Origin of the sequence: Seohaeicola nanhaiensis (assembly GCF_042654245.1) — a bacterium.
GTDB classification, from domain to species: domain Bacteria; phylum Pseudomonadota; class Alphaproteobacteria; order Rhodobacterales; family Rhodobacteraceae; genus Seohaeicola_A; species Seohaeicola_A nanhaiensis.
Map to the genome: position 1 here is coordinate 814,073 of NZ_JBHSGI010000002.1, position 16,794 is coordinate 830,866.

12 protein-coding genes are annotated in these 16,794 nt (G+C 68.0%); 4 read left to right on the top strand and 8 right to left on the bottom strand.

The window, feature by feature from the left end; translation table 11 throughout:
- Positions 1–75 precede the first annotated feature (75 nt).
- Genes ACFO5X_RS04150 through ACFO5X_RS04165 form a run of 4 tightly spaced genes read left to right on the top strand, consistent with a single transcriptional unit; the run spans position 76 to position 6,377 of the window.
- Positions 76–1,089, top strand: coding sequence for a quaternary amine ABC transporter ATP-binding protein (locus tag ACFO5X_RS04150; RefSeq protein ID WP_380715966.1), 1,014 nt, complete (start codon positions 76–78; stop codon positions 1,087–1,089).
- A gap of 1 nt (position 1,090) precedes the next feature.
- A complete protein-coding gene (locus tag ACFO5X_RS04155; protein WP_380715967.1) occupies positions 1,091–3,067 on the top strand; it encodes an ABC transporter permease in 1,977 nt (658 codons plus the stop codon).
- Positions 3,064–3,948 (top strand): choline/ethanolamine kinase family protein, encoded by an 885-nt coding sequence (locus ACFO5X_RS04160; protein WP_380715968.1) that lies wholly within the window; start codon positions 3,064–3,066, stop codon positions 3,946–3,948. Before ACFO5X_RS04155 ends, ACFO5X_RS04160 begins: the two co-directional genes overlap by 4 nt.
- On the top strand, positions 3,945–6,377 hold the full coding sequence (locus ACFO5X_RS04165) for a GcvT family protein (protein WP_380715970.1): 2,433 nt from the start codon (positions 3,945–3,947) through the stop codon (positions 6,375–6,377). The genes ACFO5X_RS04160 and ACFO5X_RS04165 overlap by 4 nt, the downstream gene beginning before the upstream one ends.
- Here the strand turns inward: ACFO5X_RS04165 and ACFO5X_RS04170 are convergent.
- From ACFO5X_RS04170 to ACFO5X_RS04205, 8 genes are all read right to left on the bottom strand, one after another.
- Complete coding sequence (locus ACFO5X_RS04170; protein WP_380715971.1) at positions 6,374–6,742, bottom strand: response regulator; 369 nt, start codon at positions 6,740–6,742, stop codon at positions 6,374–6,376. The genes ACFO5X_RS04165 and ACFO5X_RS04170 overlap by 4 nt on opposite strands.
- On the bottom strand, positions 6,739–8,148 hold the full coding sequence (locus ACFO5X_RS04175; protein WP_380715972.1) for a sensor histidine kinase: 1,410 nt from the start codon (positions 8,146–8,148) through the stop codon (positions 6,739–6,741). Before ACFO5X_RS04175 ends, ACFO5X_RS04170 begins: the two co-directional genes overlap by 4 nt.
- 388 nt (positions 8,149–8,536) lie before the next feature.
- Positions 8,537–10,027 carry a tripartite tricarboxylate transporter permease gene (locus ACFO5X_RS04180; protein WP_380715973.1) on the bottom strand — a complete coding sequence of 497 codons (1,491 nt, stop codon included), beginning with the start codon at positions 10,025–10,027 and terminating at the stop codon, positions 8,537–8,539.
- A gap of 9 nt (positions 10,028–10,036) precedes the next feature.
- Entirely contained in the window at positions 10,037–10,501 is a 465-nt protein-coding gene (locus ACFO5X_RS04185) for a tripartite tricarboxylate transporter TctB family protein (RefSeq protein WP_380715974.1), read from the bottom strand.
- Positions 10,502–10,562: 61 nt separating this feature from the next.
- Positions 10,563–11,552, bottom strand: coding sequence for a Bug family tripartite tricarboxylate transporter substrate binding protein (locus tag ACFO5X_RS04190; RefSeq protein WP_380715975.1), 990 nt, complete (start codon positions 11,550–11,552; stop codon positions 10,563–10,565).
- 45 nt (positions 11,553–11,597) lie between these two features.
- Positions 11,598–13,895 (bottom strand): molybdopterin guanine dinucleotide-containing S/N-oxide reductase, encoded by a 2,298-nt coding sequence (locus ACFO5X_RS04195; RefSeq protein WP_380715976.1) that lies wholly within the window; start codon positions 13,893–13,895, stop codon positions 11,598–11,600.
- Positions 13,896–13,905: 10 nt separating this feature from the next.
- Complete coding sequence (locus ACFO5X_RS04200) at positions 13,906–14,643, bottom strand: enoyl-CoA hydratase/isomerase family protein (protein ID WP_380715977.1); 738 nt, start codon at positions 14,641–14,643, stop codon at positions 13,906–13,908.
- Positions 14,644–14,659: 16 nt separating this feature from the next.
- Positions 14,660–16,786 (bottom strand): acetate--CoA ligase family protein, encoded by a 2,127-nt coding sequence (locus tag ACFO5X_RS04205; protein WP_380715978.1) that lies wholly within the window; start codon positions 16,784–16,786, stop codon positions 14,660–14,662.
- Positions 16,787–16,794: the final 8 nt, after the last annotated feature.

Genomic DNA, 16,794 nt, shown 5'->3' on the forward strand with positions numbered 1-16,794 from the left:
CATCTTTCCGTTTGAACTTCCGATTGCCCGGCGTGCCGCGCCGGGTCACGATAAAGATTACTGCCAGGGGCCGGCATGGACAAACCCGTCATCCTTGAATGCCGGAAGGTGTGGAAGCTGTATGGCGCGCAGGCCGACAGCTTTCTGACGCATACGCCCGCGCCCGAGAAGGGCGCGCTGCGCGCCGCCGGGCTGATCGGCGCGGTGCGGGCGGCGGATGTGCAGATCTACAAGGGCGAGATCTTCGTCATCATGGGGCTGTCGGGGTCGGGCAAGTCGACCCTGGTGCGGTGTCTGTCGCGGCTGATCGAGCCGACGGCGGGGGAGATCTTCTTTGAGGGGAAGAACCTGCTGGAGATGTCCGAGGCCGAGCTGATCCGGATCCGGCGGACCAAGATGGGCATGGTGTTCCAGCAGTTCGCGCTGCTGCCGCATCTGACGGTGCTGGAGAATGCCGCCTTTCCGCTGGACGTGCAGGGCGTGCCGCGGGCCGAGCGGATGGCGCGGGCGCGCAAGGTGGTGGAGCTGGTCGGGCTGAAGGGGCGCGAGGATTACTACCCGCGCGAGCTGTCGGGCGGGCAGCAGCAGCGGGTCGGCATCGCGCGTTCGCTGGCGGTGGAGCCGGACCTGTGGTTTCTGGACGAGCCCTTCTCGGCTCTGGACCCGCTGATCCGGCGCGAGATGCAGGACGAGTTCATCCGCCTGCAGAACATGCTGCACAAGACCATCGTCTTCATCACCCATGATTTCGACGAGGCGATCCGCCTGGCCGACCGTATCGCGGTGATGAAGGACGGGGCGATCGAACAGGTGGCGACGCCGGAAGAGCTGGTGCTGCATCCGGCGACGGACTACGTGGCCGAATTCACCCGCAATGTCAGCCGGTCGAAGGTGATCCGCGCCGCCTCGGTTATGGATCCGCTGGGGGGCGACAGCTTTGCCGGAGAGGTGCCGCATGACGCGCGGATCGAGGATATCGCCGACCGGGTCGAGGCTTCCGCCCTGCCCCATCGCGTGATGCGCGAGGGCGAGCCCGTCGGGCAGATCACCCGGCAGGCGGTGATCGACGTGCTGGTCGGGCGGCGCTGAGATGCGCGGGCGCTGGTCCCTGGCGTTCTGGGCGGGGCTGTTCGGGCTGACCTGGCTGCTGTCGGCCTATTCCTTCCAGCTGAGCAAGGCCTGGGACGCGCGCTGGCTGCTGAAATATCCCAAGCCCTGGGAGCTGCCGCTGGAGGGGGCGATCAAGTCGTTCCTGGACTGGCTGGTGGAGGATGCGAATTTCGGGCTGTTCACCTTCCGCGACCTGACGCGGGCCATCGCGGCGGTGGTCGAGCTGCCCTATCGGGTGCTGCGGGATCTGCTAATCGAAGGGTTTCACAGCGGGATCGGGGACAGCGCGGTGCAGCTCTCGCCCTCGCTCAGCTGGATCGCGGTGATCGCCTGCGCCACGGCCATCGGCCACTATGCCCGCGACTGGAAGCTGGGCGCGCTGGTGGGGGGCTGTTTCCTGTATCTCGCCGTCTTCGGACAGTGGGAAAGCGCGATGATCACGCTGGCCTCGGTGCTGGTCGCGGTGCCGATCGGCGCGGGCGGCGGGCTGTTGCTGGGCATCGCCGCCTATCGCCTGCCGTGGGTCGAGCGGGCGCTGCGCCCGGTGCTGGACCTGATGCAGACCGTGCCGGTGTTCGCCTATCTGGTGCCGATCCTGATCCTGTTCGGCTTTGGCCCCGTCGCGGCGCTGGTCGCCACGGTGATCTATGCGATGCCGCCGATGGTGCGGATCACCGTCGTGGCGCTGCGCGGCGTGCCGGACGAGGTGATGGAGGCGGGCCGCATGGCCGGCGGCACCCGGCGGCAGCTGATGTGGAAGGTCCTGGTGCCCTCGGCCGCGCCGACGCTGATGGTCGGGGTCAATCAGGTGATCATGCTGACGCTGAACATGGTGATCATCGCTTCGATGATCGGGGCCGGGGGGCTGGGGTTTGACGTGCTGGCCGCGCTGCGCCGGCTGGATATCGGCGGCGGGATCGAGGCGGGGCTGGCCATCGTCGTCATGGCCATCGCGCTGGACCGGGCGAGCCAGGCCTTCGCCGAGCGCAGCCAGCGGGGGCGGATGGCCGGGAATCTGGTGCAGCGCCATCCCTGGACCGGGACGGTCTTCGTGATCATCATCGCGACCCTGATCCTGGGCCAGTTCGTGCCGGGTGTGCAGCGCTATCCCGAGGCACTGACCGTCACCACCGGGCCGTTCTGGGGCGAGGCGATGAAGTGGATCAACGTCAACTTCTTCGACACCTTCGAGGCGATCAAGGTGGTGATCCTGAATGCGCTGCTGCTGCCGGTGAAGAAGTTCTTTGGCGGCATTCCCTGGGCCTGGGGCATTGTCGTGATGGGGCTGATCGGCTGGCGCGTCGGCGGCTGGACGCTGGGGCTGCTGGCCGCGCTGCTGATGGGATTCATCGCCGCGACCGGGCTTTGGCCGAAGGCGATGGTGACGGTCTATCTGTGCGGCGTCTCGGTGCTGATCGCGACGCTGATCGGCATTCCGCTGGGCATCTGGGCGGCCGAGAAGCCGGCGGCGGGGCGCGTCATCCTGGGGCTGATGGACACGCTGCAGACGCTGCCGAGCTTCGTCTACCTGATCCCGGTGGTCATGCTGTTCCGCGTCGGCGATTTCAGCGCGATGATCGCGGTGGTCCTTTATGCGCTGGCGCCGGCGGTGCGCTATGCGGCGCATGGGCTGCGCTCGGTTCCCGAGGCGCTGCTGGAGGCGGGCGCGATGGCGGGCTGCACGCGGCGTCAACTGCTGTGGCGGATCAAGCTGCCGATGGCGGCGCCGCAGCTGCTGCTGGGGCTGAACCAGACGATCATGCTGGCGCTGTCGATGCTGGTCATCACCGCGCTGGTCGGCACCCGCGACCTGGGCCAGGAGGTCTATATCGCGCTGGCCAAGGCGCAGGCCGGGCCGGGCATCGTGGCGGGCCTGTCGGTGGCCTTCCTCGCCATCGTCGCCGACCGCATCTTCAACGCCCTCGCCGAGGGCCAGCGCAGGAGGCTGGGACTGTGAGCGATCCCAAGGAGCGCGCGGCGCGGCTGTCCTGTTTCCGCGCGCCGGACGAGATCGAAGTGCTGGGCGGCGGCATCACCAATGTGAACCTGCGGGTGAGCGACGGCGGGCGGCGCTATGTCGTGCGGCTGGGCGACGACATTCCCGAACACGGGGTCATGCGCTGGAACGAGCTGGCGCTGTCGCGCGCGGCGGCCGAGGCGGGGCTGTCTCCGGGTGTGGTACATCACGAGCCGGGCGTGCTGGTGCTGGACTTCATCGAGGCGAAGACCTTTGCGCCCGAGGATGTGCGCGACCCTGCGAACCTGGCGCGCATCACCGAGCTGATCGCGCGGGCGCATCGGGCGATGGGGCCGACGCTGACCGCGCCGGTGCTGGCCTTCTGGCCGTTCCAGGTGAACCGCAGCTATGTGGCGCGGCTGACGGCGGATGGCTCGGCGCATCAGGCGCTGCTGCCGGGGATGCTGCGCCAGTGCGACGCTCTGGAGGCCGCGGCGGGGCCGGTGCGGATGGTGGTCGGGCACAACGACCTGCTGGCGGCGAACCTGCTGGACGACGGCGAGCGGCTGTGGCTGATCGACTGGGAATACGGCGGGTACAATTCGCCGCTGTTCGATCTTGCCGGGCTGGCGTCGAACAACGCCCTGACCGAGGCGCAGGAGCGCGGGCTGCTGGAGGCCTATCCGGGCACCGATCCCGAGCGCGACTGGCGGGCCTATCAGGGGATGAAATGCGCCTCGCTGATGCGCGAGACCCTGTGGTCGATGGCCTCGGAAATCCATTCCGACCTCGACTTCGACTATGCCGGCTATACCGCCGAAAACCTGGGCCGGCTGCACGCCGCGCTTGACGATTTCTCCAGACTTCAGGGGCCAAAATGACGCTTCCCTCTTCCTCGAAAATCATCATCGTCGGCGGGGGCATCATCGGATGCTCGACCGCCTATCACCTTGCGCAGATGGGGCTGGAGGTGCTGCTGCTGGAAAAGGCGCAGCTGACCTCGGGGTCGACCTGGCACGCCGCCGGGCTGGTCGGGCAGCTGCGGTCGAGCGCGAACATCACTCAGTTGCTGGGCTATTCCATCGAGCTGTACAACAAGCTGGAGGCCGAGACCGGGCAGGCCACGGGGTGGAAGATGAACGGCGGGCTGCGGCTGGCCTGCAATCAGGAGCGCTGGACCGAGGTGCGGCGGCAGGCGACGACGGCGCACAGCTTCGGTCTGGACATGCAGCTGCTGACGCCGCAGGAGGCGCAGGATCTCTGGCCGCTGATGGACATCGGCGACGTGGTGGGCGCGGCCTTCCTGCCGACCGACGGTCAGGCGAACCCGGCCGATATCGCGCAGGCGCTGGCCAAGGGCGCGCGCGCCAAGGGGGCGAAGCTGGTCGAACGGATGCCGGTGACCGAGATCCTGACCGACAAGGGCCGGATCACCGGGGTGCGCACCTCGGCGGGGGACGTGGCCTGCGAGAAACTGGTGCTGTGCTGCGGGCAGTGGACACGGACGCTGGCGAAGACCATCGGCGTGAGCGTGCCGCTGGTGTCGGTGGAGCACCAGTATATGGTGACCGAGCCCTTTGGCGTGCCGTCCAACCTGCCGACGCTGCGCGATCCGGACCGGCTGACCTATTACAAGGAAGAGGTCGGCGGGCTGGTGATGGGCGGCTATGAGCCGAACGGCATTCCCTGGGCGCAGAACGGCATCCCCGAGAACTTCGAGTTCCAACTGCTCGAGTCGAACTTCGACCATTTCGAGCAGCTGGTCGAGCTGGCCCTGCCCCGGGTACCCAAGCTGGCGACGGCGGGGGTCAAGCAGCTGATCAACGGGCCGGAGAGTTTCACGCCGGACGGCAACTTCATCCTGGGCGAGGCGCCCGAGATGAAGAACGTGTTCATCGGCGCGGGGTTCAACGCCTTCGGCATCGCCTCGGGCGGAGGTGCGGGGATGGCCCTGGCGGAATGGGTCGCGAAGGGCACGCCGCCCTACGATCTGTGGCCGGTCGACATCCGCCGCTTTGGCCGCCCGCATCGCGACGAGGACTGGGTGCGGACGCGGACGCTGGAGGCCTATGGCAAGCATTACACGATGGCCTGGCCGTCCGAGGAACATACCAGCGGGCGGCCCTGCCGCCGCTCGCCGCTGTATGATCGGCTGAAAGCCGGCGGCGCGGTCTTCGGCGAGAAGCTGGGTTGGGAACGGCCGAACTGGTTTGCCGAGGCCGGCGAGGCGGCGCGCGACATCTATACCTTCGAGCGGCCCAACTGGCACTCGGCGGTGGCGCGCGAGCACAAGGCCGCGCGCGAGGCGGCGGTGCTGTTCGACCAGAGCTCTTTCGCCAAGTTCGTGCTGAAGGGGCCGGATGCCGAGGCGGCGCTGGGCTGGATCGCGGCGAACCGGGTGGACAAGCCGGTGGGGTCGATCATCTATACCCAGATGCTGAATGACAAGGGCGGGATCGAATGCGACCTGACCTGTGTGCGGGTGGCCGAGGACGAATATTACATCGTCACCGGCACCGGCTTTGCCACCCATGACTTCGACTGGATCGCCAGGAACATCCCCGCGGGGATGAACGCGCAACTGGTCGACGTGACCTCGGCCAATGCCGTGCTGTCGCTGTTCGGCCCGAAGGCGCGCGAGATCCTGGCCGCCGTCACCCGGGACGACGTGAGCAAAGAGGGTTTCCCCTTCGGACAGGCGCGCACCATCGGAATTGCCGGCTGTCCGGTGCTGGCGCTGCGCATCACCTATGTGGGCGAGCTGGGCTGGGAGCTGCATCTGCCGGTGGATTACGCGATCACCGTCTTCGAGGCGCTGCATGCGGCGGGCGATCCGCTGGGGCTGCGCGACGCGGGGTACCGCGCGATCGAGACGCTGCGGCTGGAAAAGGGCTATCGCGCCTGGGCCAGCGACATCGGCCCCGACCACACGCCGGACGAGGCGGGGCTGGGCTGGGCCGTGAAGATGAAATCGAACATCCCCTTCCGCGGGCGCGAGGCGGTGCAGGCCCAGCGCGAGGGCGGGGTGAAGAAGATCATGGCCACCTTCACCTGCGATGGCGACGTGATCCTGTCGGGACGCGAGACGATCTATCGCGACGGCAAGCGCTGCGGCTGGCTGTCCTCGGCGGGCTATGGCCACACCCTGGGCAAGAGCATCGGCATGGGCTATGTGCGCAGCGCGACGCCGATCGACCGGGAGCATGTGCTGTCGGGGCGCTACGAGCTGGAGGTGGCGACCGAGCGGGTGCCCTGCGAGGTGACGCTGGCGCCGCTTTACGACCCCAAGATGGAGCGGGTGCGCGGCTAGGGCGCGGAAAGCATCGCGCCCACCGCCTCGATCAGGCGGGGCAGCGAGACCGGTTTGATCAGCACGGCGGCGGCACCGGCCTGGCCCGAGCGGACGATCCTGTCGTCGCCGGTGAGGAAGAGGAAGGGGATGCCGCGCTGATGCAGTTCCTGCGCCACGGGGAGGCTGGTCTCGCCCCCGCGCAGGGCGACGTCGAGCACCGCGCCGTCGATCCGCGCGGCGGGTTCGGCGATGGCCTGCATCGCCTCCGCGACGGTATGGCAGGGGCCGGTCACCGTGTAGCCGTGCAGGCGCAGCGCGCGGTCGAGGAAGGCCGCCACCAGATATTCGTCCTCGACGACGAGAAGCGCGGCGGGCGCGCTCATATCGCGGCCGAGGGATCGGGAAAGCTCAGCTCGTAGCGGATGCCCTGCGGGGTCAGGTCGAACCGCGCGGCGGCGCCGATTTCATGGGTGATGAGCTCGGTCAGCAGGAGCAGGCCGAAGCCGGTTACGTCGCAGGCGTCGGCCGGCAGGGAGAGCGAGGGCGCGTGTTCCTCCCAGAGCAGGCGGTAGCGGCCCGCGGCGGGGCTGTGGGTGCAGGAGAGCGTCAGGCGGCCGTCAGGTACCGAGAAGGCGCCGTGCTTGACCGCGTTGTTGGTGAGCTCGTGCAGGGCCAGCACGATGACCGAGGCGAGCTGCGCCGGCAGCAGCGGATCCGCACCGGTCAGCGTCACCCGCGCGGCCATCTCGGGGCCAAGCTGCGCAAGTTCCTGGGCGACGAGGTCATGCAGGCCGCGCGGTTCCGCCTCATCGGTGATGAGATTGGAATTGGAGCGCCCGATGGCCTCGAGCCGGTCCTGGAGGCGGGCCAGCAGATCGTCCTTGTCGGTCGCGTTGATCGCGGAGAAGGAGGCCACCGCCTGCACGATGGCGAGCAGGTTCTTGACCCGGTGGCGCAGTTCGGAGACCAGAAGCTCCTGCTGCTCGCGCCAATGGATTTCCTCGGTCACCTCGTAGGTCATCGTCATGACGCCCGCGATTTCGCCGTCGGGGCGGGCATAGGGCTGAGCCACGCCGGTGAAATAGCGCATCTGGCTGGTGCCGTCGGGGCGCGCGTTCTGGAAGGGGATTTTCCGCGCCACCTGGGCCTCGCCGGTCCGAAACGCGGTGTCGAGGATGCTCTGGGTGATCGGATTGGGATGGCCGAAACAGCGGTCGAGGAAGGTGGTGCCGACCGGATCGGACAGCGGGTGCCAGCTTTGGAATTCCTCGTTGGCAAAGACGCAGACGTGGTCGGGGCCCGTGTGAATGGCGATGGCGAAGGGCGCCTTGGTCAGCAATTCGCGGAATCGCGCCTCGCTTTCGGCAAGGCGGGCATGGGCGCGTTCCATGTTGCGGTGCATCTCGGCCATGCGGGTGATGTCGACGAAAACCAGGATGCAGCCCGCGGGAAGCCCCTCGGCCGCGGGGCTCGCGCTGAGCCGCGCCTCGTAGAGGCGGCCACCGTTCAGCGCGAGTTCGCGGATCCGCGGGGCGCCATCAGCCATCACCGCGGTGAGATCGTCGAGCAGATCGGCGCGCGCGTGTCCGGGCAGCGCATCGCGGAGCGGCAGCGCCGCGGCAGAGGGGGACAGGCCCAGCAGACGCTCGGCATCGGGGGTGCTGAAGCGGATCGTCAGGCGTTGGTCGACCAGAATCATCGCGAGATTCGCGGCGCGGAACAGCGCCAGTGCCGGCGAGGCGCCGGTGCCGATGTCGCCGGTGATCGGCTGGGCCATCTGACCGGTCATGCGAACAGGCCGTGCCGCGGGGGCGGCGGCTGACCTGGCCTGTCAGCGGGTGTCGGCATTGGCGCTCCTCACAAACCGGACGCCCCAGTCTAGCACGCCTGACGCGCCGTTGCATCAACGGCGATCAATGCGCGCGCAGGGGGTGGATCCGGGCATCTGCGGGCTTTGGCACGCCGTTTCGCAAGGCTTGCATGGCTGCAATTTCAAAGCCGGGGCCGTCATCGTGCTTTGAGGTCAGCGATCATGCTTTGCGGGTCGGCGACACACAGACCTGCTCGGCGTTGCGGAACCTGGTCGCCGCGATAGACTGGTGACCTTCCAACACGGACGGGGCGGCGCACCGCCCCGTCCGGGAAACTGCCGTGAGCGCGGTGCGTCAGCCCGCCCCTTACCGTAGGCGGCACTCTTTCAGGGCCGGCATGGCGAAGCGCCCGACAACCGCCACCAGGGTCGCGGCGTAGAAGAACAGCGCCAGGTAGCTGTCGAAGAAGGCGGTGTAGTCGCCCTTTGCGATGATCAGCACGCGCTGCATGTTGTTCTCGAGCAGCGGCGAGAGCACGAAGCCGATCAGGAAGGCGGCCTCGGGGATGCGCAGGGCGCGGAAGCCGATGCCGATCATCCCGGCGACCAGCATCACCCAGACATCGAAGATCGAGTTCGAGATGGCAAAGGCGCCGATCACCGTCAGCACCAGGACGACGGGGAAGAGCACGTCGCGCGGCACCTCGACGATGCGCTGGATGTAGCGGGTGCCGTAGCGGCCGACGATCAGCACGATGGCCGAGGAGACGATCAGCGTGATGTAGAGCGCGTGGATGAAGTCCATGTTGTTGGCGAAGAGCAGCGGCCCGGGCGCCAGACCGTGGAAATAGAAGGCCCCAAGCAGCATCGCGCCGACGATATCGCCGGGGATCCCCAGCGCCAGCAGCGGGATCAGGGTCGAGGCGCCGGTGCCGCTGTTGGCGCTTTCGGCGGCGGCGACGCCTGAGAGGGCGCCCTTGCCGAATTCCTCACGGTCGGGCGCGGAACGGCGCGCCTCGGCATAGGCCACGAAAGTGGAAGCCGTCGCGCCGATGCCGGGGATCGCGCCGAGAATGACGCCGATGCCGCCGCCCTTGAGAATCGTCGGCAGGACCATCCGGAAGTTGGCCATCGACAGCCGTCGCGAGGCGCCCGCGGCCAGCTTGCCTGCACCCGTCCGCGCCTGCCGGCGTCCGAAGTAGAACATCAGGATATCGGGAAGCGCGAAGAGACCGACCAGAAGCGGCATGAAGGCGATGCCGTCATAGAGATGCGCAGAGCCGAAGGTGAAGCGTTCGGAGCCATAGACGAGGTCCAGCCCGACCGTGCCGGCAAGCAGGCCCAGCAACCCGCCGACGATGCCGCGCAACAGCCCCGAGGTGGAGATCGCGGCGATCACCGTCAGCGAGAAGACGATCAGTGCGAAGAGCTCGACCGGGCCGAACTGCAGGCCCAGCTGCGCCAGCGAGCCGGCCAGCAGGATCAGAGCGAGAACCGAAATCAGGTCGCCAAGGAACGAGGCCCAGAGTGCGGTGTCGAGCGCCTCTCCGGCGCGACCCTTGCGGGCCAGGGGATAGCCGTCGAGCATCGTGCAGGCGGCCGCCGGCGTGCCCGGCACGTTGAGCAGGATCGCCGAGATCGAACCGCCGAACAGCCCGCCCTTGGAGATGCCGAAGATCAGCACGAGACCCGGCAGCGGGTCGAGAAACAGGGTGAACGGCAGCAGGACCGAGATCGACATTGTGATCGTCAGCCCCGGAATTGCGCCGATGATGGCCCCCATGATCACCCCGAGCGGCAGGAAGATCAGAACCTTCCAGTCGAGGATCATGGAGAAGACGCTGGCCCAGTGTTCCATGCGCGCTCCTTAGAACAGCAGTCGCAGCGTGCTGGGCATGGGGACGCCCGCAAGCTCGATGAAAATAATGTGGATGGCGATGGCAAAGCCCGCGGCGACGGCGATCCCCCTGCCCCAGCCTATGTCAGCCGCGAAGACAAACATGCCCAGGGTGAAGGCAAAGGCGCCGGCCTCGATGCCGAACACTGGAATCAGCAGGACGAAGCCGAGCAGTGCCGCCGCGAAGGGCAGCGCCCGTGCGGCTTGGATCTCGCCGGGCGAGACTGCCTCGGTCGGGGCGCCCAAAGCGCCGAAGGCCAACAGCACCAGGCCCGTCACCAGAACCAGCCAGGCGAGGTAGGTCGGAAAGTCGCCGGGGGCGAGAGAATGGGGCTGGGTGAAGCCCGGGTCATCGATGCCGGCGGGAACCACGACCGTTACCAGCAGGATGCCGATCAGAACGGTCACCAGACCGGGGATCAATCGCAGGATCATGTGAAACCTCCTGGATGTGCCGCGCGGCCCCGCATCGCTGCGGGCGCCGCGCGGCGGGCCATCATTGGGTCAGGCCGAGCGGCTTCAGGATGTCGCCGTACTGCTGGTAGTTCGACTGGACCAGCGTGCTGAACTTGTCGGCGGGCAGGTATTTGGGCATCACGCCCAGCGCCGCGAGCCGTTCGATCACCTGCGGGTCCTTCAGCGCCTGGTCTACGGCGGCGCTGAACTGCTGCACCGCCTCGTCCGGGACACCCGCCGGCGCGATGAAGCCGAACCACGAGGCGATGTCCTCGAAGCCCTTGAAGCCCAGTTCGTTCAGCGTGGGAACGTCCGGCAGGCCGTCCCAGCGTTCGTCGTTGAGGATGACGATGGGCTTGACCGCGCCGGCCTGCGCCTGGCGCAGCACCACGGCGTCGAACTGGCCGTCGATATGGCCGCCGAGCACGTTGTTCATCGCCTCGCTGGAGCCCTTGAAGGGTACGTGATTGACCTCGACCCCGGCCGAAGCGGCGAAGATTTCGACGTAGAGATGGGTGATCGAACCGATTCCGGCCGAGCCGAAGGTCACCTCGCCCGGGTGTTCCTTGGCATAAGCGACGAGTTCGTCCAGCGTGTCTGCCGGAAAGTCCTTGCGCATGGCCACGGCGCCGTAGCTTTCGGCCACCTTGGCCACGGGCTGGATGTCGGTCAGCGGATCGTAGTTCAGCTTGCGCATCAGCGGGGCGATCACCAGCGTCGCAGTTGGCACGAAACCGAAGGTGAGCCCGTCGGGTTCGGCCTTGGCAAGCTGGGTGACGCCGATCACGCCACCGCCGCCGCCGATGTTCTCGATGGTGATCGAACGACCGAGGATGGCCTCGATGGCCGGGGTCACGGCGCGGGTGATGTTGTCGGAGGTGCCGCCGGGCGCATAGGGGACGATCATCCGCAGGTTGCCCTCGGGCCAGTCGGCCCTGGCCTGTCCCGGCATCGTCAGCGCCGCGGCAATCGCGGCGGCCCCGGCCAATATGCTCCGGCGGGTCCAGCCGGCGTTGAAAATCCTTGTCATTTCAGTCTCCTCCCTTGGTTACTAACTTGTGTTCCCGGCGGCGCTTCAGCTCTCCTCGCGAGACACGAAACGCGGCAGGTCGAATGCCGTCGTGCAGGGCGGCGCATTGACCGGCCCAGTGATGCGCACGAGGCAGGTCTGCGCGACGCTGCCCTGGGCGAGGCCCGACGTTCCCTTGTCGAGCGTCAGCACGTTGGGGTTGCCGTGGCGGTCGCGCCCGCTCTCGTCCGGGTCATGCCAGGCGCCGGTCGACAGCCGCGCCACGCCGGGCATGATCCGGTCGTTGAGCCGCGCGGCCGCAAGGCAGGCGCCCCGGTCGTTGGACAGTTCCACGACATCGCCATCGGCGATGCCGCGCGCGGCGGCGTCGGCGGGGTTGAGGTGCACCTGTTCGCGCCCGTCGACCTTGTTGTCGCGGCTGTGCGCGCTGGCGTCGAGCTGGCTGTGCAGCTTGCGTTCCGGCTGGTCCGAGAGCAAATGCAGCCGGTCGTCGCCCTGGGGCAGGCCGCCGAGCCATTCGTCGGGTTCCAGCCAGGACGGGTGGCCGGGGCAATCGGCAAGGCCGAAGCTGTCGATTGTCTCGCTGAAGATCTCGATCCGTCCCGAAGGCGTGGACAGACGGTTGGCCTCGGGATCGGCGCGGAACGCGTCGAACATCACCACCGGCCCCTGCTGGTCGGCAAAGTCGATTAGGCCGATCTCGCGGAACTGGTCGTAGTCGGGGATGTCGATCCCCTGCCGGGCCAGGACACCGCGGTTCTGTTCGTAGAGCTTGCGCAGCCAGGCGGCGCTGTCGCGGCCCTCGGTGAAGGTCTCTTCGCAATCGAGACGGCGCGACAGGTCGGTGAAGATGTCGTAGTCGTCGCGCGCGTCGCCCAGCGGCGGCAGCAGCTGCCGCATCGCGACCATATGGCCCTCGCGCGTGGAATAACCGATGTCGTCGCGCTCGGCCGGAATGGTGGCGGGCAGCACGATATCGGCGTGTTTGGCGGTGGCGGTCCAGTATTGTTCGTTCACGATCACCGTCTCGGGCTTGTGCCAGGCGCGTTCGAGGCGGTTCAGATCCTGATGGTGGTGCCAGGGGTTGCCGCCGGCCCAGTAGATCAGCCGGATGTCGGCATAGGTCCGGGTCTGCCCGTCATAGAGATAGGTCTCTCCCGGCGAGAGCAGCATGTCGGCGATCCGGGCCACCGGGATGAAGTCGGCGACCGCGTTGCGGCCCTGTGGCAGGGTCGGCCCGGCCAGCAGACCCTCGTTGCTGCCCAGCGTGTTGGCCGCGCCATAGCCGAAGCCGAAGCCGCCGCCCGGCAGGCCGATCTGGCCCAGCATCGCGGCGACGGCGACCAGCGCCCAGACCGGCTGTTCCCCGTGCGAGGCGCGTTGCAGCGACCAGGACATGTTCAGCATGGTGCGGTTCGCGGCTGCGTTTCGCGCCAGCTGGCGGATGGTGTCGGCCGGCACGCCCGAGATGTGTTCGGCCCATTCCGGGGTGCGCGCGGTGCCGTCGGCGGCACCGGTCAGATAGGCCAGGAAGCGGTCGTAGCCGGTGCAGTAGCGGTCGAGGAAGGCGCGGTCGGCCAGCCCTTCGTCCTGCAGCACATGCGCCATGCCCAGCAGGACGGCGGTATCGGTATTCGGCCGGCAGGGCACCCATTCCGCGGCCGAATTGTCGAGATTGTCGCCCACTGGGCCGACGTTCACCATGCGGATGCCGGCCGCGCGCATGGCGTCGATGCCGGGGCGGACATGGTGGCGCAGGACGCCGCCGGCCGAGATCTGGGCGTTCTTCCAGGGCACCCCGCCGAAGCAGAGCAGCAATTGGGTATGATCGCGCAACACGTCCCACGAGGTGTGGTTGGCCATGACATAGGGCATCGGCGCGATGACATGCGGCAGGATCACCCGCGCCGCACCCAGCGAATAGGAGTTCTCGTGTCGCACGTAGCCGCCCGCCGCGTTCAGGAAGCGGTGGACCTGGCTTTGCGCGTGATGGAAGCGGCCCGCGCTGGACCAGCCGTAGGATCCGCCGAAGATCGAGCCGTTGCCGTGGGTCTTGCGGACCCGGTCGATCTCGGCCGCGGCGAGATCGAGCGCCTCGTCCCAGCCAATCTCGACAAAGGGATCGCGCCCGCGCAGGTCGGGGCGGCTGCCGGGTCCGCCGTCCAGCCAGCTTTTGCGCACGGACGGCCGGCGGACCCTGATCGCTTGCACCCCGGCCTCGAGCTGGTCCAGTCCGATCACGTTTGGATCGGGATCGCCGGGCCAGGGCGTCAGCCTGATCTGTCCGTCTGTCCCGGTTTCGGCGGTCCGGATGCCCCAATGAGCCGAGGTGAAAAGCGTCATGTCGGTTCCCTTATTTCCCCGTGAAGTTGGGGCTCCGCTTCTCGCGGTAGGCCGCGAGTCCTTCCTGCAGGTCGGCACTGTTCCGAACGGTCGCTAGCGCCGCCTGGGTCAGCGCCATCTGTTCGGAAGGCGACTTGGTCAGCATGTGGTCGTTGACCATCGCCTTGAGTGTACCGAGCACCAGCGGCGCCATGCCGGCCAGTTCCTGGGCCATGCCCAGCGCGACCTCGACGTGCTTGCCCTCGGGCGCGACCTCGTTGACCAGGCCCATCTCGTAGGCGCGGCGGCCCGAGACCGGGCGGCCGAGCAGCATGACTTCCATCGCCATCTTGTGGGGGATGCGGGCGGCCAGCGCGGCGATGATGCCGCCGGTCAGGCCCAGTTTCGCCTCGGGATAGGAGAACTTGGCCCGTTCCGTCGCCACGCAGAGATCCGACGTTGCGGCCATCACCAGCCCGCCGCCGACGCACCAGCCGTCCACCGCGCAGATGATCGGCTTGTTGGTCCGGATGCCGACGGTCGGCACGCAGCGCCAGAGCTCGGGCAGGTCGGTCACGTCGGCGCCCGAGGTGAAGGCCTTTTCGCCGGCGCCGCAGAGCACCGCGACGCGCTGGTCCGAAGCGTCGAATTCCCCGAAGGCGTTTTGCAGGTCCACCGCAACGCCGCTGCTGATCGCGTTCAGCTTTTCCGGGCGGTTGATGGTAAAGACCGTGACCCGGCCTTCCTGCCGGACATCAATATCGCTCATTCTTTCCTCTTCCCTTTCAGTCGTCGTTCATCAGAAGCCGGGCATCGACGCCGGTGCAGCCCTGACCGGCCTTGCCGACCAGCACCGGGTTCACGTCGAGTTCGCCGAAGCGGTCGCCGAGGTCGTGGGCAAGCCAGCTGACCCGGCTGACGGAATCTGCCAGCGCATCGAGATCCAGCGGGGCGCTGCCGCGGAAGCCCTTGAGCAGCGGCGCGACGCGCAGACCCAGCAGCATCTCGCGGGCCTCGGCCGGCGAGACCGGCGCGAGCCGCACGGCCACGTCCTTGAGCAGTTCGACCAGCACGCCGCCGGCGCCCACCATGACCACCGGCCCGAAGAGCGGATCGCGCCGTGCACCGACGAACATCTCGAGCTCGCCCGACACCATTTCCTGCACGAGGTAGCCCTCGATGGCCGCCTTGGGGTGGCTTGCAGCCAGACGGGAGGCCATCTCGGCGACGGCCGCCTCGACCGCCTGCGCGTCACCGAGGTTCAGCGCGACGCCGCCGGCATCGGACTTGTGCACGATATCGGGCGAAACGACCTTGACCACAAAGGGCGCCTTAAGCCGCGCCGCAGCCCTGCCGGCGGCCGCCGCGTCGGGCGCGACCGCGCCCCGGTTGACCGGCACGCCGTAGTCGGCGAGCACCGCCTTTGCCTTGGCCTCGTCGAGCGCGCCGCTCAGCCCTTGAGCGGATATGCTGCCCGGCGAGGTGCCCTTGTCGGCGCGGGAACCGGCCATGGCCTGCATGGTGCGATAGCCGTCGATCACGCGGATCGCCTCATCAAGCGAGTCGAAGTAGAACAGCCCGTGCTTGAGCAGTTCGGCGCGGGCCTTGTTGGCCGCCTGCCCCGGCTGGAGCACCACGAGGCAGGGCTTGCGCGCGCCGCCCGCCTCGGCGCCCGCCAGGCCCTTGGCGATGCATTCGCAAAGCAGGCGCATGTCGGGCGCCGTGGTCAGCGGGCAGAGCACGATGCCCGAGCCGGTGTCCTTCAGCAGCGCCGTGGCCGAGCCCTCGCCCACCAGCATCGAGCCACCGGTGATGGCCGCGCCCATGTCGACCGGGTTCGCCTTGGCGTTGTCGGGGTAGTAATACTGTTCCAGCGCCGTCACGGTTTCCGGGGCGTAGCTGGCCAGCGGCAGGTTCCAGTCGGTCAGCCGGTCGGCGGTGATCGCGCCGCCGCCGCCCGAAGTGGTCAGAATCGCGGTTTCCAGGCGTTCGGGCTGATCGAAACGGGTCAGCGCCGCCGCCAGCATGATCATCGCGTCGGGGTCGTCCATCAGCACCACGCCGGTCTCGCGGCAGGCGGCCGCGAAGGCCTCGTAGCTGCCGGCGAGGCTGGCCGTATGCGAGAAGGCCGCCGCCGCGCCGAAGTCGGTGCGGCCGGCCTTGACCGCCAGCACGGGTTTGCCGGCCGCGCGGGCGCGTTCGGCCACGTCCAGGAAGCGCCGGCCGTCCTTGACGCCCTCGATATAGGTGCAGATCACGTCGGTGGCGGGGTCGTCGACCAGGAAATCGAGGAAGTCGCACAGGTCGAGATCGGCCTGGTTGCCGATAGAGAAGCAATGCGAGAAGCCGACACCGCGGGTCTGCGCCCGGTCGAAGATCGTCGCCATCAGCGCGCCCGACTGGCTGACCATGCCGATCCGGCCGACCAGCAGCTTGTCGACGAAAAGCGCGGGCGATGCGCAGAGCACCAGCTTGTTCACCGGGCTGATGAGGCCGAGGCAGTTGGGACCGATCAGCCGCATCCCGAACTTGCGGGCCTCTTCCACGATCTCGGCCTCGAGCGCGGCGCCCTCCTCGCCGGCGTCCGAGAACTTGGCGGTGATGATGATCGCGGCCTTGGTGCCGGCCTCGGCGCATTCGCGCACGGCGGCCTTCACATGGTCGCGCGGCACCGCCATCACGGCCATATCGGGCGGCGTCGGCGTGGCGCCGATATCGGTGTAGCAGGGGATATCCAGCAGCGTCTCGCGCTTGCGGTTGATTGGGTAGATCGCGCCTTCGAAGCCGTGGTGCACCAGCAGCTTGAACAGCCGGCCGCCGAATTTGGTCAGATCTTCCGAAGCGCCGATCACCGCGACGGACTTGGGCTCGAGCATCTCGGCGATGCGCGCCGGACGGGTCATGTCGTTCATTCCTCTTC

Bases quoted from the DNA above. Each gene is read 5' to 3' on its own strand.
- ACFO5X_RS04165 (WP_380715970.1), top strand. From the start codon at position 3,945: ATGACGCTTCCCTCTTCCTCGAAAATCATCATCGTCGGCGGGGGCATC.
- ACFO5X_RS04150 (WP_380715966.1), top strand. From the start codon at position 76: ATGGACAAACCCGTCATCCTTGAATGCCGGAAGGTGTGGAAGCTGTAT.
- ACFO5X_RS04185 (WP_380715974.1), bottom strand. From the start codon at position 10,501: ATGATCCTGCGATTGATCCCCGGTCTGGTGACCGTTCTGATCGGCATC.
- ACFO5X_RS04195 (WP_380715976.1), bottom strand. From the start codon at position 13,895: ATGACGCTTTTCACCTCGGCTCATTGGGGCATCCGGACCGCCGAAACC.
- ACFO5X_RS04155 (WP_380715967.1), top strand. From the start codon at position 1,091: ATGCGCGGGCGCTGGTCCCTGGCGTTCTGGGCGGGGCTGTTCGGGCTG.
- ACFO5X_RS04180 (WP_380715973.1), bottom strand. From the start codon at position 10,027: ATGGAACACTGGGCCAGCGTCTTCTCCATGATCCTCGACTGGAAGGTT.
- ACFO5X_RS04190 (WP_380715975.1), bottom strand. From the start codon at position 11,552: ATGACAAGGATTTTCAACGCCGGCTGGACCCGCCGGAGCATATTGGCC.
- ACFO5X_RS04205 (WP_380715978.1), bottom strand. From the start codon at position 16,786: ATGAACGACATGACCCGTCCGGCGCGCATCGCCGAGATGCTCGAGCCC.
- ACFO5X_RS04175 (WP_380715972.1), bottom strand. From the start codon at position 8,148: ATGACCGGTCAGATGGCCCAGCCGATCACCGGCGACATCGGCACCGGC.
- ACFO5X_RS04170 (WP_380715971.1), bottom strand. From the start codon at position 6,742: ATGAGCGCGCCCGCCGCGCTTCTCGTCGTCGAGGACGAATATCTGGTG.
- ACFO5X_RS04200 (WP_380715977.1), bottom strand. From the start codon at position 14,643: ATGAGCGATATTGATGTCCGGCAGGAAGGCCGGGTCACGGTCTTTACC.